The organism is Curtobacterium sp. USHLN213 (genome assembly GCF_037144815.1).
GTDB lineage: Bacteria > Actinomycetota > Actinomycetes > Actinomycetales > Microbacteriaceae > Curtobacterium.
The window spans coordinates 35,373-49,072 of sequence record NZ_JBBCYQ010000014.1 but is presented as its reverse complement, the minus strand read 5'-3'; the positions used below and the strand labels follow the sequence as shown (position 1 = coordinate 49,072).

13 protein-coding genes are annotated in these 13,700 nt (G+C 72.0%); 9 read left to right on the top strand and 4 right to left on the bottom strand.

Features of this window, described 5'->3' with window-relative positions:
• Positions 1 to 34 precede the first annotated feature (34 nt).
• Entirely contained in the window at positions 35 to 442 is a 408-nt protein-coding gene (locus WFH25_RS17010) for a VOC family protein (RefSeq protein WP_336698694.1), read from the bottom strand.
• 61 nt (positions 443 to 503) lie between these two features.
• Here WFH25_RS17010 and WFH25_RS17005 point away from each other — a divergent pair, with 61 nt between their 5' ends.
• Positions 504 to 1,457: a helix-turn-helix transcriptional regulator gene (locus tag WFH25_RS17005; protein ID WP_336698693.1), complete on the top strand. Its 954-nt coding sequence runs from the start codon at positions 504 to 506 to the stop codon at positions 1,455 to 1,457.
• Here the strand turns inward: WFH25_RS17005 and WFH25_RS17000 are convergent, their stop codons facing one another.
• Positions 1,458 to 2,438 (bottom strand): Abi family protein, encoded by a 981-nt coding sequence (locus WFH25_RS17000; protein WP_336698692.1) that lies wholly within the window; start codon positions 2,436 to 2,438, stop codon positions 1,458 to 1,460.
• Positions 2,439 to 2,768: 330 nt separating this feature from the next.
• Between WFH25_RS17000 and kdpF the strand changes: the two genes are divergently transcribed.
• Genes kdpF through kdpC form a run of 4 tightly spaced genes read left to right on the top strand, consistent with a single transcriptional unit; the run spans position 2,769 to position 7,271 of the window.
• Positions 2,769 to 2,858, top strand: a complete 90-nt coding sequence (gene kdpF / locus WFH25_RS16995) for a K(+)-transporting ATPase subunit F (protein WP_336698691.1) — start codon at positions 2,769 to 2,771, stop codon at positions 2,856 to 2,858.
• On the top strand, positions 2,858 to 4,543 hold the full coding sequence (gene kdpA / locus WFH25_RS16990; protein ID WP_309886532.1) for a potassium-transporting ATPase subunit KdpA: 1,686 nt from the start codon (positions 2,858 to 2,860) through the stop codon (positions 4,541 to 4,543). Before kdpF ends, kdpA begins: the two co-directional genes overlap by 1 nt.
• An 11-nt stretch (positions 4,544 to 4,554) precedes the next feature.
• A complete protein-coding gene (gene kdpB / locus WFH25_RS16985) occupies positions 4,555 to 6,669 on the top strand; it encodes a potassium-transporting ATPase subunit KdpB (protein ID WP_336698688.1) in 2,115 nt (704 codons plus the stop codon).
• A complete protein-coding gene (kdpC, locus tag WFH25_RS16980) occupies positions 6,666 to 7,271 on the top strand; it encodes a potassium-transporting ATPase subunit KdpC (RefSeq protein WP_336698687.1) in 606 nt (201 codons plus the stop codon). The genes kdpB and kdpC overlap by 4 nt, the downstream gene beginning before the upstream one ends.
• Before the next feature lie 8 nt (positions 7,272 to 7,279).
• Here kdpC and WFH25_RS16975 read toward each other — a convergent pair whose 3' ends face one another.
• The gene (locus WFH25_RS16975; RefSeq protein ID WP_336698686.1) at positions 7,280 to 8,044 is read right to left on the bottom strand and encodes an Abi family protein; all 765 of its coding nucleotides are present in this window, start codon (positions 8,042 to 8,044) and stop codon (positions 7,280 to 7,282) included.
• Between the two features lie 233 nt (positions 8,045 to 8,277).
• On the opposite strand from WFH25_RS16975, the gene WFH25_RS16970 reads away from it, so the two are divergent.
• On the top strand, positions 8,278 to 10,770 hold the full coding sequence (locus WFH25_RS16970; protein ID WP_071295171.1) for an ATP-binding protein: 2,493 nt from the start codon (positions 8,278 to 8,280) through the stop codon (positions 10,768 to 10,770).
• Between the two features lie 13 nt (positions 10,771 to 10,783).
• Positions 10,784 to 11,491 (top strand): response regulator, encoded by a 708-nt coding sequence (locus WFH25_RS16965; RefSeq protein WP_070417615.1) that lies wholly within the window; start codon positions 10,784 to 10,786, stop codon positions 11,489 to 11,491.
• Here the strand turns inward: WFH25_RS16965 and WFH25_RS16960 are convergent.
• A complete protein-coding gene (locus WFH25_RS16960; protein WP_336698684.1) occupies positions 11,475 to 12,347 on the bottom strand; it encodes a helix-turn-helix transcriptional regulator in 873 nt (290 codons plus the stop codon). The genes WFH25_RS16965 and WFH25_RS16960 overlap by 17 nt on opposite strands.
• A 110-nt stretch (positions 12,348 to 12,457) precedes the next feature.
• Between WFH25_RS16960 and hxlB the strand changes: the two genes are divergently transcribed.
• Together hxlB and hxlA are read left to right on the top strand one after the other, a co-directional pair.
• Positions 12,458 to 13,018, top strand: coding sequence for a 6-phospho-3-hexuloisomerase (hxlB, locus tag WFH25_RS16955; RefSeq protein ID WP_336698683.1), 561 nt, complete (start codon positions 12,458 to 12,460; stop codon positions 13,016 to 13,018).
• Positions 13,019 to 13,029: 11 nt separating this feature from the next.
• The gene (gene hxlA / locus WFH25_RS16950; RefSeq protein ID WP_070417617.1) at positions 13,030 to 13,668 is read left to right on the top strand and encodes a 3-hexulose-6-phosphate synthase; all 639 of its coding nucleotides are present in this window, start codon (positions 13,030 to 13,032) and stop codon (positions 13,666 to 13,668) included.
• Positions 13,669 to 13,700: the final 32 nt, after the last annotated feature.

Here is a 13,700-nt window from a genome sequence, read left to right as displayed (position 1 = left end):
CGGTCGGATTCCGTGGGGAAGTGGCTCGGAAACGTCACGCGACGTCCAGCGCCCAGATCACGCCGAAGCGGTCGCGGAGCTGTCCGGCCAGCGGCGCCCAGGCCGACGGACCGAGCGGCTGCCGGATCTCGGCCCCCTCGGACAGCGCCGCCCAGTACCGCTCGAGCTCGGCCGCGTCGTCACCGTGCACGTACACGTAGAAGGCGTTCGTGCCCTGGTCGTACGGCTGCCCCGGCCAGACGTCGAAGGCCATCACGCGCAGCCCGGCGTCGGTGGCGACCTGACCCCAGACGATGCGGTCGGCCCAGTCCGGCTTGTCCGAGGCGCCCATCGCGCCGTAGGTCATGGACGCGACCTCGCCGCCGAAGACCGAGGCGTAGAAGTCGAGGGCCGCGCGGGCCTGTCCGTCGAAGTTGAGGTGGGTTGTCGTTTCGATGCTCATGGGACCAGCATCCCGGGCATTGCGGTCAGATCCTGTCCGCTTCTCCACCGATACTGGAGGCATGTCCGGACCGTCCTCGCGCATGCTCGCGCTGCTCTCGCTGCTGCAGGTGCACCGGGACTGGCCCGGCGACGAGCTCGCCGGGCGGCTCGAGGTCAGCCCGCGCACGCTCCGCCGCGACGTCGACCGGCTCCGCGGCCTCGGCTACCGCGTGGAGGCACTGCGCGGCCCGGCCGGCGGGTACCGGCTGGCAGCGGGTGCGGACCTGCCCCCGCTCCTGTTCGACGACGACCAGGCAGTCGCGATCGCCATCGCGCTCGCCGTGGCGCCCGCGTCCGGTGCAGACATCGCCGAATCGGCCGCCCGGGCGCTCGCGACGGTGCGACAGGTGATGCCCGCGCGCCTGCGCACACGGGTGGACGCGATCGACGCGGTCACGTCGGCCGGCCGCACCTCCGTCGACCCGGAGGTCCTCGTCGCGGTGAGCGAGGCCGTCCACCTCGGCGAGGTCCTCCGCTTCGGGTACGGCCCCGACGAGACGCCCCACCGGGTCGAGCCGCACGCGGTGGTCGCCCGGAACGGCCGCTGGTACCTGCTCGACTGGGACCTCGACCGCGCAGACTGGCGCACCCACCGCGTCGACCGCATCACCCCGCGGATGCGGACGCGCGTGCCGTTCACGACACGGCCCGTGCCCGGTGGCGATCCGGCAGCGTTCGTGGCCGCGCGGTTCAAGGGGTCCGACCGCGAGGACGTCTGGCCGTGCACCGGCACCGCCGTCCTCGAGGTGCCGGCCGAGACCGTCGCGCCGTACCTCCCCGACGACGCCGTGCTCGAGCCGCTCGGCCCGGACCGGTGCCGTCTCACGCGCGGCTCCTGGTCGTGGGAGGGCCTCGCGGCGGCGTTCGCCGGTGCCACCGCGGACTTCACCGTCGAGGGGCCCGACGAACTCCGTGCGGCAACCGCCGTGCTCGCCGAGCGGCTGGGGCGAGCGAGCGCGCGCCGCCGGGACTGATCAGGTGTCCGCCCACAGGGCTTCGTCGAGCCATCCGGCTGCGACGCCCATCGATGCGACGGTCACCGGACCGGCGGCTGGGAAGGAGCGCACGAGCGCCGCTGCGCGCGGTGCCCAGTCGCGGTCCGACGGGATCGACCGCAGCAGGTACGCCAGCACAGCGAGAGTGTTGTAGACGCCGAACTCCTTCGGCGCGGTGCCGTCGGAGAGATGCCCCAACACGGGGACCTCCGACGGTCGTGGCCGCTTCGGGGCCGCCACCAACTTCCGGTTGAACAGGCGGGCGTGGTGGGCGGAGACGTTGCGCACGTAGTTCACGGACGACAGCCAGCTCAGCATCGTCTTCTTCGTCGGGACGCCGAACGACCGGGCGATCTCGGTCGCGACGTCGTTCCTGAGACCTCCGTAGAGACGCGCGAGATGGCCGAGCTCGAGGATCTCGGTGAGCGCCCAGATCGGCATCCGGCCGTCGTACTTCGTGCGGAAGTGTCCGACGAACGCCTCGTCAGACGAGTTCTGGCGTTCAGCGACCCGCACCAGCCATGCGGTGTAGGCGCTGACACCGTCGGCGTCCGTCGGGCGCGGTGTCGTGAAGGCCTCGGTGAACAACGTCGAGTCCTCATGAGCGAAGGGGGAGTGAGCCCCGAGGACATGGCCGAGTTGTGTCCGCACGGCGACCTCCACCCGCTCGACCGCCTCGATGACGAGGAGCCGGAGTCGACGATCGAAGTCGATGAGCGCCTCGGCGTGACGGATGTCGGTCCCCGTCCGGTACTGATCGCGCACCACGACACGTCGGTGTCCGTCGTCGTCCGCGACGGGACACGACTCTCGGAACGGGTACAGGTAGCCGGTCAGTCGGTAGTACCCGACTTCACGGAGCACCGACGATCCGGAGGTCGCGTCGTCGATGTGACATCCGCGACCGCGGAGCTTGTCGATCTGCTCCTCGACCGAGAGCCACGGCTTCCCGTACTCCATCGCCCTCCCGCGAACAGAAAATCGGCCCGAGCCGTGAGGCGAGCGGGCCGATCGTGATGTATCAACGCTAGCAGATCCAGCGGACACCGAGCAATGGGCGTTAGTGACGCGCATGCGTGTGTCAGGAGCGCGTTAGGGAACCGTCAGGACGGCCCAGGAGGCGCGGCTGCGGATCCAGCATCGGTTCGGCACCACACGTGGTGCCGTCCGCGTCGCCCGGCGCGGACCCCGTGAACCTCTGGAGTCCCTCGTGTTCGACGTCTTCGTCGTCGCCGGTGTCCTCGCCGTGTTCGGCGTGGTGGCACTCATCGCCAAGGCGGTGGAACGGCTGTGATCACCATCACCATCGCCGCCGCCGTCCTCGGCGTCGCCTCGCTCGTGTACCTCGTCTGGGCCCTCGTGCGCCCGGAGAAGTTCTGATGAGCACCGCGGACACGTGGGCCGGGATCGTCCAGGTCGCCACCCTCGTGCTGCTGCTCGTCGTCGCCTACCGGCCGCTCGGCGACTGGATGGCGCGGGTGTTCACGCCGACGCGGCACAGCCGGATCGAGCGCGGGGTCTACCGGGTGATCGGCGTCGACCCCGACGCTGAGCAGTCGTGGCCCGCGTACCTGCGCGGCGTGCTGCTCTTCAGCGCCGTGGGGCTGCTGCTCGTGTACCTCCTGCAGCGCATCCAGGTCGTGCTGCCCGGCGACCTCGGGCTGCCGAACGTCGGTCCGTCGCTCGCGTTCAACACGGCGGCGTCGTTCGTCGCGAACACGAACTGGCAGTCGTACTCGCCCGAGGTCACCGTCGGGTACACGGTGCAGATGGCCGGCCTCGCGGTGCAGAACTTCCTCTCCGCGGCGGTCGGGCTCGCCGTCGCCGTGGCGCTCGTCCGCGGGTTCGCCCGTCGACGCTCCGGCACGCTCGGCAACGTCTGGGTGGACGTCGTCCGCGGGACCGGCCGGCTCCTGCTGCCGGGTGCGTTCGTGTTCGCGATCGTGCTCGTCGCCGGTGGTGTCATCCAGTCGTGGGGGAGCGGCACCGACGTCACGACCCTGGTCGGCGGGACGCAGCACATCCCGGACGGGTTCGTCGCCTCGCAGGAGGCCATCAAGGAACTCGGCACGAACGGTGGCGGCTACTTCAACGCGAACTCGGCGCACCCGTTCGAGAACCCGCAGGCGTGGACGAACCTCGTCGAGGTCTTCCTCATGCTCGTCATCCCGTTCTCGCTGCCGCGCACGTTCGGCCGCATGGTGGACGACGACCGTCAGGGCTACGCGATCCTCGCCGTGATGGGCGCGATCTTCCTCGTCTCGCTCTCGGTGATGTCGATCGCCGAGCTCGGCGGCGGCGGCAGCGCGACCCACGCCGCCGGGGCCGCCATGGAGGGCAAGGAGGTGCGGTTCGGCATCCTCGGCACGACGCTCTTCGGGACGACCTCGACCGCGACGTCGACCGGCGCCGTGAACGGCATGTTCGACAGCTTCACGCCGATCGGCGGGATGATGGCGCTCGTCAACATGATGCTCGGCGAGGTCACCCCCGGCGGCGTCGGCTCCGGGCTGTACGGGATGCTCGTGCTCGCGGTCATCACGGTGTTCATCGGCGGGCTGCTCGTCGGTCGGACCCCCGAGTACCTCGGCAAGAAGATCCGGGCCCGCGAGATGACCTTCGCGTCGCTCTACATCCTCGTCACCCCGACCCTGGTGCTCCTCGGCACCGGCCTGTCCCTGGTGCTCCCGGGCGTCCGCGAGCAGGTCGTCGGCACGTCGATCTTCAACCCGGGCAACCACGGCCTGTCCGAGCTCCTCTACGCCTTCACCTCGGGCGCGAACAACAACGGCTCCGCGTTCGGCGGCCTGACGGCGAACACGACGTGGATGAACTCCGCGCTCGGCGTCGTGATGCTGCTCGGCCGGTTCGTCCCGATGGTGTTCGTGCTGGCGCTCGCCGGGTCCCTCGCGACCCAGGACCGGGTGCCGGAGACCGTCGGCACGCTGCCCACGCACCGGCCGCTGTTCATCGTCCTGCTCGGCGGCGTCGCCGTCGTCGTGACCGCACTCACCTACTTCCCGGTGCTCGCACTGGGACCGCTCGCAGAAGCCCTCGCCCGATGAAAGCCGAGACCATGACCACCGCGACCTCCGAGCACGAGGCGACCAGCGCCTCCAGGCCGGCCACACGCTCGTCCGCCTTCGGACCCCGTCAACTCGTGGCGGGCCTCCCGGGTGCCCTGCGCAAACTCGACCCGCGACTGATGTGGCGGAACCCCGTCATGTTCATCGTCGAGGTCGGCGCCGCGCTGACGACGGCAGCAGCCGTCGTCGAGCCGTCCGCGTTCACCATCGCCATCGCCGTGTGGCTCTGGCTCACCGTCGTCTTCGCGAACCTCGCGGAGTCGGTGGCCGAGGGCCGGGGCAAGGCGCAGGCCGACACGCTGCGGAAGACCCGCTCGACCACGAGTGCCCGTCGGGTGCTCCGGTACGACCGGTCCGACGCGGCGGCGACCGGCAACGAGACCGAGGAGGTCGCGTCCGTCGACCTCGCCAAGGGCGACGTCGTGGTCGTCGTCGCGGGCGAGGTGATCCCGGGCGACGGCGACGTCGTGGACGGCATCGCGTCCGTCGACGAGTCGGCCGTGACCGGTGAGTCCGCCCCGGTCATCCGCGAGTCCGGAGGCGACCGGAGTGCCGTCACCGGCGGCACCCGGGTGCTCTCGGACCGCATCGTCGTGCGCATCACGTCGATCCCCGGTGAGACCTTCATCGACCGGATGATCCGGCTCGTCGAGGGTGCCGCCCGGCAGAAGACGCCGAACGAGATCGCGCTGAACATCCTGCTCGCCTCGCTGTCGATCGTGTTCGTGATCGTCTGCCTGACGATGCAGCCGATCGCCGGGCTCGTCGGGGCGACCGTGAGCGTGCCGGTGCTCATCGCCCTGCTCGTCTGCCTCATCCCGACGACGATCGGTGCCCTGCTCTCCGCGATCGGCATCGCGGGCATGGACCGACTCGTGCAGCACAACGTCCTGGCGATGTCCGGCCGTGCGGTCGAGGCCGCCGGGGACATCACGACCCTGCTGCTCGACAAGACCGGGACGATCACGTACGGCAACCGTCGGGCGTCGCGCGTGGTGCCGGTCCCCGGTGTCACGGAGCCGGCCCTGATGGAGGCGGCTGCCCTGTCGTCTGCCGCGGACGGGACCCCCGAGGGGCGGTCCATCGTCGACCTCGCCGCGGGAGCGGGCGTCGCCCCGGACCTCCCCGCCGGTGCCGTCGAGGTGCCCTTCACCGCACAGACGCGCATGTCCGGCGTCGACCTGCCCGACGGCAGCTCCGTGCGCAAGGGTGCCGCGTCGGCAGTGCTCGCCTGGGCTGCAACCGGTTCAGCCGGTGTCCCCGAGGCGGTCGCGCAGGCCATCGACGCCACGGTCGTCGAGGTCTCGGACCAGGGCGGTACCCCGCTCGTCGTCGGACGCCGCGCACCCTCCGGTGCGGTCACGCTGCTCGGGGTCGTCCACCTCAAGGACGTCGTCAAGGACGGCATGGCGGCACGGTTCGCCGAGCTGCGCGAGATGGGGATCCGCACGGTGATGATCACCGGCGACAACCCGCGCACCGCGAAGGCGATCGCCGCCGAGGCCGGTGTGGACGACTTCCTCGCCGAGGCCACGCCGGAGGACAAGCTCGCCCTGATCCGCAAGGAACAGGAGGGCGGCAACCTCGTCGCGATGACCGGTGACGGCACGAACGACGCCCCGGCCCTGGCGCAGGCGGACGTCGGCGTGGCGATGAACACCGGGACGACCGCGGCGAAGGAGGCCGGCAACATGGTCGACCTCGACTCGGACCCGACGAAGCTCATCGACGTCGTCCGGATCGGCAAGCAGCTGCTCATCACCCGCGGGGCGCTCACGACGTTCTCGATCGCGAACGACATCGCCAAGTACTTCGCGATCATCCCCGCGATGTTCCAGATGGCGTTCCCCGGGCTCGCCGCGCTCAACGTCATGGGGCTGCACAGTCCCGCGTCCGCGATCCTCAGCGCCGTCATCTTCAACGCGCTCGTGATCGTGGCGCTCATCCCGCTGTCCCTCCGTGGCGTCGCCTACCGCGCCGCCTCGGCATCGTCGATCCTCGGCCGGAACCTGCTCCTCTACGGGCTCGGCGGCGTGGTCGTCCCCTTCATCGGCATCAAGCTCATCGACCTCGTGGTCGGTCTCATCCCGGGGTTCTCCTCATGACGTCTGCATCTCGTTCCTCGTTCCGCTCACTCGGGGTGGCGGTCCGGCTCACCCTCCTCAGCACCGTGGTGCTCGGCATCGCCTACCCGCTCGCGGTGTGGGGCGTCGGCCAGGCTGCGTTCCACGACCAGGCGAACGGCTCGATGGTGACGTCGTCGGACGGCACCGTCGTCGGGTCGTCACTCATCGGGCAGTCGTTCGACGGCCGCGGAGCCGACCGGTGGTTCCAGTCGCGGCCGAGCGCCGCGGGGGAGAAGGGCTACGACGCCGGGGCGTCGAGCGGGTCGAACCTCGGGCCGTCGAACCCCGACCTCCTCCGCAGCGTGCAGGAGCGGCGTGCGGCGGTCGCGAAGGCCGACGGGATCCCCGTCTCCGACGTGCCGGCGGACGCGGTGACGGCGTCGGGCTCCGGCCTCGACCCGGACATCAGCCCGGAGTACGCGCTGCAGCAGGTGTCCCGCGTGGCCGCTGCGCGGGGGATGTCGGAGTCGGCGGTGCGGACCCTGGTGGGGCAGCACACCGAGGCGCGGCAGCTCGGGTTCCTCGGCGAGCCCGTGGTGAACGTGCTCGAGCTGAACCTGGCGCTCGCGAAGGCGTCCTGACCGTGCCGTCACGCCGCTGCCCAAGTCGGCCGCCCGCCGATGCCGACGACCAGGTCGTCGTGCTCGTCGACGAGGCGCCGGACGGCTGCGGCGTGGCGGTCGCACGGTCCGACCGTCTCGGCGAGGTGGGCCAGGAGCTCGAGCGAGTGCACCGGGGTCCGCTTCGGCAGGCTCGACAGTCGCGCGACGAGGTCGGGTGGGGAGCCGAACGTCGGCGGCGGGATCCGGAACTTCCGGGCCCAGATCCGCGTGTGGTGCGCGCAGCAGTTGCGCACGTGCGTCAGGTGCTGCAGGCAGGGGCGGAGCGTCGCGGGTGGGAGCCGGAACGCTGCGGCGATCTCGTCGCGGGTGGCCGGCTCGACACCTGCGGCGATCCGGGACAGTTCGCCGAGGCTGAGCGCTTCGGCGAGCATCCCGAACGGGACGCGTTCGAACCGCCGCTCGCGCCATGCCGACCCGACGGCGGGATCGGCCGCGTGCTCGAGTGCCGATCGAACGCGGCGGAGCATCGCACTGTGGTCGAACGTCGCGCGGAAGGACCGCGGGTCGACGTACCAGCGCGATCCGAAACGGGCTCCGGCTGCGACGTCGAGCCGACCACGGAGCGCGAGTTCGACCTGCTCGACCAGACCGAGTGTGACCGATCGCAGCGAGCTGTCGAAGTCGTGCACCCGCCAGACCGAGGACGCGGAGTCATCGAGCCCCTGCGCGTGCAACGCCTGCCGGAACTGCGCGTGGCGGTAGCGGGACATCGCGACCGTTGGGTCTGGCATCGATCGGCTCCGAGATCGGGGGAACGTGTGATCTCGGGCAAGCCGGCAGCAACTACAGCGCAGGGAACGAACGTGAGCGGGGAAGAACACCGTCCCGCGTCCGAGACGGACGCGGGACGGGACAGTCCCACCCGATTTGAGGAAGCTGATGCTCGAGCCTTGGTGGGAACGGTTGTGAGGAGAATATCAGTCGATCGGTCGTGGAGCAAGGGTGGACGCGAGAGGATGAGCACGTGAAGCGCGGGAAGCTGCGGGTCCTGCTCGGTGCGGCGCCCGGTGTCGGCAAGACGTTCACGATGCTCGAAGAGGGGCACCGACTGCGCGCCGAGGGCCGCGACGTGGTCGTCGCCGTCGTCGAGACCCACGGCCGCGCCGCCACGGCCACACTGGTCGACGGGCTCGAGGTCGTCCCCCGACGCATCGTGGAGCACCGCGGCGTCCAGCTCGACGACCTCGACCTCGAGGCCGTGCTGGCTCGCCGGCCCGACATCGCGCTCGTCGACGAACTCGCCCACACCAACGCGCCCGGCAGCACGAACGAGAAGCGCTGGCAGGACGTCGAGGCGATGCGGGACGCCGGGATCGACGTCATCTCCACCGTGAACGTGCAGCACATGCAGTCCCTCGGCGACGTCGTCCGCGAGATCACCGGCACCGTCCAGCGCGAGACCGTCCCGGACGCCGTGGTGCGCGCGGCGGACCAGATCGAGGTGGTCGACCTCGCCCCGGCGGCGCTGCGCGAGCGACTGTCGGACGGGCTCGTCTACCCGGCGACCCGGATCGACGCGGCACTGTCGAACTACTTCCGGCTCGGCAACCTCACCGCCCTGCGCGAGATCGCCTTGCTCTGGCTCGCCGACGAGGTCGACGACGCGCTCAAGGCCTACCGCGCCGAGCACGGCATCGACCACCGGTGGGAGACCCGGGAACGCGTCCTCGTCGCCCTGACCGGCGGCCCCGAGGGCGAGACCCTGCTGCGCCGGGGCGCCCGGATCGCCGCCCGCAGCGCCGGCGGTGAGCTCGCCGCCGTGCACGTCACGACGAACGACGGCCTCCGCGAGCGCCACCCGGGGGCGCTCGGGAAGCAGCGCACCCTGCTCGAACAGCTCGGCGGGACGTACCACCAGGTGGTCGGCGACGACGTGCCGACGACCCTGGTGCGGTTCGCGAAGTCGATCGACGCCACGCAGATCGTCATCGGGGTGAGCCGCCGCAGTCGGCTCGCCGCGGCGATCACGGGCCCGGGCATCGGCAACACCGTCATCCGCGAGTCCGGCGACATCGACGTCCACGTCGTCACCCACGAGCGGGCGGGCGGTGGCTTCGCCCTGCCGAGGCTCGGCGGCAGCCTGTCCCGCGGCCGGATCGTCGCCGCGTTCGTGCTCTCCCTCGTCGCCGGTCCACTGCTCACCTGGCTGCTGTCGTTCAGCACCGACCCCGACTCGATCACCGTGGACGTGCTCGCCTACCAGCTGCTCGTACTCGTGGTGGCGCTCGTCGGCGGGATGTGGCCGGCCGTCTTCGCCGCCGTGCTGTCCGGGCTGAGCCTCGACTTCTTCTTCGTCCAACCCCTGCACCGGGTCACCGTGCAGCAGCCGTGGCACCTGGTCGCCCTCGTCATGTACGTCATCAGCGCCGTGCTCGTGAGCTTCGTCGTCGACCGCTCGGCCCGTCGATCGCGAGCTGCCCGCCGCGCCGCCGCCGAGTCGGGCCTCCTCATGGGGATCGCCGGCAGCGTGCTCCGCGGCGACGACGCCCTGCAGGCGCTGCTCGACCGGACCCGCGAGGCCTTCGGCTTCGCCGGCGTCCGGATCCGGCAGGGCGACGAGGTGCCGGCCACGTCCGGGACGTTCGGCGAGACGCCGGACGCCGCCACGTCCCTCCCGTCCGGCGCCGTCCTGGAGTTCGCGGGCGCGCCCGACGACCCGACCCAGCGCCGACTGCTGCGCGTCGTCGAGCAGCAGCTCGACGCCGCCGTCGAGCACCGCGACCTCACCCGCGCGGCCGTCGACGCCGAGCGCATCGCGGCGGTGGACCGGGTGCGGAGCGCGATCCTCGCGGCCGTCGGCCACGACGTGCGGCGGCCGATCGCGGCCGCCTCGGCGGCCGTGCAGACGCTGCGGGCGCCGGACATCGAGTTGTCGGCGGACGACCAGGAGGCGCTGCTCGCCACCGCCGACGAGAGCCTGCGTCAGCTCGCGGTGCTGTTGGCGGACCTGCTGGACGTCAGTCGCGTGCAGGCCGGGGTGCTCGCCGTGACGCCGGTGCCGCTCGCCCTCGAGACGGTGGTCGCCCCCGCCCTCGACGAGCTCGAGCTCGGTCCGGACGACGTCGACCTCGACCTGCCCGCCGACCTCCCGCCGGTGCTCGCCGACGCCGTGCTGCTGCAGCGCGTCGTCGTGAACCTCCTCGCCAACGCGGTGCGGTACGCCCCGGAGGACACCCGGGTCCGCATCGCCGCGAGTGCCTTCGGCGGCGGCGTCGAGCTCCGGGTGGCCGACCACGGCCCCGGCATCCCGTCGGACCGCGTCGACGAGGTGTTCCAGCCGTTCCAGCGCCTCGGCGACACCGACAACGACACCGGACTCGGACTCGGACTGGCCCTCGCCCGCGGCTTCACCGAGGGCATGGGCGGCACGATCGAGGTCGACGACACCCCCGGCGGCGGACTCACCGTCGTGGTGCGGCTGCCGATCGCCGGACACCTGGGAGTGGAGATCCGATGAAGGGCCGTGCGCGATGAAGGTCTTGATCGCCGACGACGACGTGCAGCTCGTCCGGGCGCTCGCCGTGACCCTCGCCGCCCGCGGGTACGACGTCGTCACCGCCCGGGACGGCCGGGCCGCGATCGACGCGGTCATCACCGAGCGGCCCGACCTCGTGCTGCTCGACCTCGGGATGCCCCGGCTCGACGGCATCGGGGTGCTCGAGGGCATCCGGGCCTGGTCGCAGGTCCCGGTGCTCGTGCTCTCCGGTCGGACCGACTCGTCGGACAAGGTCGACGCGCTCGACGCCGGCGCGGACGACTACGTCACGAAGCCCTTCCAGATGGACGAGCTGCTCGCCCGACTCCGGGCGCTCGGCCGGCGGCAGGTCGCGGCAGCGTCGGCCGCGGGTGCGACGCCCTCGGTGTCGATCGGGGACCTCGTCGTCGACCTCGTCGCGAAGCAGGTCACGCCGCCGTCCGGTCCGGCCATCCGACTGACCCCGACCGAGTGGCGGTTGCTCGAGGTCCTCGTGACGAACCCCGACCGGCTCATGACGCGCGAGATGCTCCTCACCGACGTGTGGGGACCGTCGCACGGCAACGACTCCGGGTACCTGCGGCTCTACATGGCGCAGCTGCGGCGGAAGCTCGAGCCGGACCCGGGACACCCGCGCTACCTGGTGACCGAGTCGGGCATGGGCTACCGCTTCAGCCCCGCCGGGATCACGCCCGGGAGCTGACCGCGGCGAGCTCCGCCCGGGTCCGCGCGCCGAGCTTCCGGAGCAGGTTCGCCACGTGGTACTTCACCGTGTTCGGGCTGATCCCGAGCCCGTCGGCGATCTCCCGGTTGCCGATCCCGGTGGCGACGAGTCGCAGCACGTCCTGCTCCCGCGGCGTGAGGTCGGACGCCTCCGACGACACCGGCGTCCCCGCCGGCGGGTCGAGCGGGATCGCGATGTCGAGCACGGACCCCCAGCCCGCCGTGGACGCCACGTGCAGTTCGCCGTCGAGGGTCGCGACCCGCTCGGCGATCGGCCGGACGGTGTCGTCGTGCACGTCGAGCGTGCCGGCTCCGTCGTCGCGGAGCTGCATGAGCAGGTTCCGGCCGTCGCAGTCCCACTGGATCCGGACGCGCCGCGCAGCTCCCTCGTCGACGAGGGCGAGCACCGCCGTCCGCACGATCGCCCGGGCGCTGTGGGCGACGTCCCCGGGGAGTGCTCGACCGGTCGCCGGCGGTTCCACGAACTGCACGTCGAGGTCCCCGAACCGGACGAGCGGACGGAGGTCGGCCCGGAGCCGCGAGAACGCCCCCGTGACCGGTTCGAGCAGGGCTCCGCGCTGCCGGTCCGTGACGGTCCGGAGGTCGACGAGCGCTGCCGACGCGATCTCGACGGCCTCGGCACGGGCGGCCGCGTCGCCGACACGCGGCGACCGGAGCACGGCGAGCACCGACTCCAGGGTGAGTGCGTGCCGGTCCGCCTGCTCCGCGACGGTGCGCGCGTGGTCGGCGGCGGCGAGGCGTCCTGCGGGGTCGCGCCGCGCCTCCTGGACGGCCGACGGAGCCGCCGCCCCGTCATCGCGCACGTTGTCGGTCACGTGACCAACCGTACGACTCCCACCCGAGCGGGTGGGGCCACCCGATCGGACGGGGACCCCGCCGTGTCGGGTAGCGGCGGCGGACCCGCGTCCCGACCACGATCGATGGCATGCCCGCTGACACCGTGACCGACGCCCTCGCCCTGATCGTCCGCGAGTCCGCCGACCTCGCCGAGACGGTCCAGGGCGACACCGATGCCGCGCTCGAGCTGCTCAGCGGTGCCGAGCGCGTGTTCGTCCACGGGGCCGGCCGCTCCGGCCTCGCGCTGCGGATGACGGCCATGCGGCTCATGCACCTCGGACTCGACGTGCACGTCGTCGGCGAGGTGACGACCCCGGCCATCCGGACGGGGGACGTCCTGCTCGTCGCGAGCGGCTCCGGCACGACCACCGGCATCGTCCAGGCGGCGCGCACCGCGGTCGACGTCGGCGCTGACGTGCTCGCCGTGTCGACGACCGACGACTCGCCGCTCGGCGCGCTCGCCGCCGTCACCCTCGTCGTCCCCGCCGCGACGAAGACGGACCGGTCGGGCAGCGCCTCCGAGCAGTACGCGGGCAGCCGCTTCGAGCAGGCCGTGGTCCTGCTCGGCGACGCACTCTTCCACGCCCTGTGGACCCGGAGCGGACGCTCCGCCGACGACCTGTGGCCCAGCCACGCCAACCTCGAGTGAAAGGCACACCCATGCAGATCCAGTTCGCCATCGACACCCTCACCACCGAGGCCGCGCTCGACCTCGCCGCGAAGGCCGCCCCGAGCGTCGACGTCCTCGAGCTCGGCACGCCGCTCATCAAGAGCGCCGGGCTCTCCGTCATCACCGCGATGAAGGAGGCGCACCCGGACAAGACCGTGTTCGCCGACCTCAAGACCATGGACGCCGGCGAGCTCGAGGCGGACATCGCGTTCGCCGCGGGCGCCGACCTGGTCACCGTGCTCGGCGTCGCCGGGGACTCCACCATCGCGGGCGCCGTCGCCGCTGCCGAGAAGCACGGCAAGGGCGTCGTCGTCGACCTCATCGGCGTCGCGGACAAGCCCGCCCGGGCCCGTGAGGTCGTCGCCCTCGGCGCGCAGTTCGTCGAGGTGCACGCGGGGCTCGACGAGCAGGCCGAGGAGGGCTTCACATTCTCCACCCTGCTCGAGGCCGGCGAGGCCTCCGGCGTCCCCTTCTCGATCGCGGGCGGCGTGAACGCGTCGTCGATCGCGGCCGTGCAGGCGTCCGGAGCGATCATCGCCGTCGCCGGGAGCGCCATCTACAGCGCGGACGACGTCGCAGCCGCGGCGGCGGAGCTGCGTGCGGCCGTCACGGAGGCTGCGGCGGTCTGATCCGGTCCAGGAGGCGCGGGTCGGCCCGACAG

What these genes read in the sequence shown, in the direction of transcription:
- WFH25_RS17010 (WP_336698694.1), bottom strand. Translation starts at nt 442, where the DNA reads ATGAGCATCGAAACGACAACCCACCTCAACTTCGACGGACAGGCCCGC.
- kdpA (WP_309886532.1), top strand. Translation starts at nt 2,858, where the DNA reads ATGAGCACCGCGGACACGTGGGCCGGGATCGTCCAGGTCGCCACCCTC.
- hxlA (WP_070417617.1), top strand. Translation starts at nt 13,030, where the DNA reads ATGCAGATCCAGTTCGCCATCGACACCCTCACCACCGAGGCCGCGCTC.
- kdpC (WP_336698687.1), top strand. Translation starts at nt 6,666, where the DNA reads ATGACGTCTGCATCTCGTTCCTCGTTCCGCTCACTCGGGGTGGCGGTC.
- hxlB (WP_336698683.1), top strand. Translation starts at nt 12,458, where the DNA reads ATGCCCGCTGACACCGTGACCGACGCCCTCGCCCTGATCGTCCGCGAG.
- WFH25_RS16975 (WP_336698686.1), bottom strand. Translation starts at nt 8,044, where the DNA reads ATGCCAGACCCAACGGTCGCGATGTCCCGCTACCGCCACGCGCAGTTC.
- kdpB (WP_336698688.1), top strand. Translation starts at nt 4,555, where the DNA reads ATGACCACCGCGACCTCCGAGCACGAGGCGACCAGCGCCTCCAGGCCG.
- WFH25_RS16965 (WP_070417615.1), top strand. Translation starts at nt 10,784, where the DNA reads ATGAAGGTCTTGATCGCCGACGACGACGTGCAGCTCGTCCGGGCGCTC.
- WFH25_RS17000 (WP_336698692.1), bottom strand. Translation starts at nt 2,438, where the DNA reads ATGGAGTACGGGAAGCCGTGGCTCTCGGTCGAGGAGCAGATCGACAAG.
- WFH25_RS17005 (WP_336698693.1), top strand. Translation starts at nt 504, where the DNA reads ATGTCCGGACCGTCCTCGCGCATGCTCGCGCTGCTCTCGCTGCTGCAG.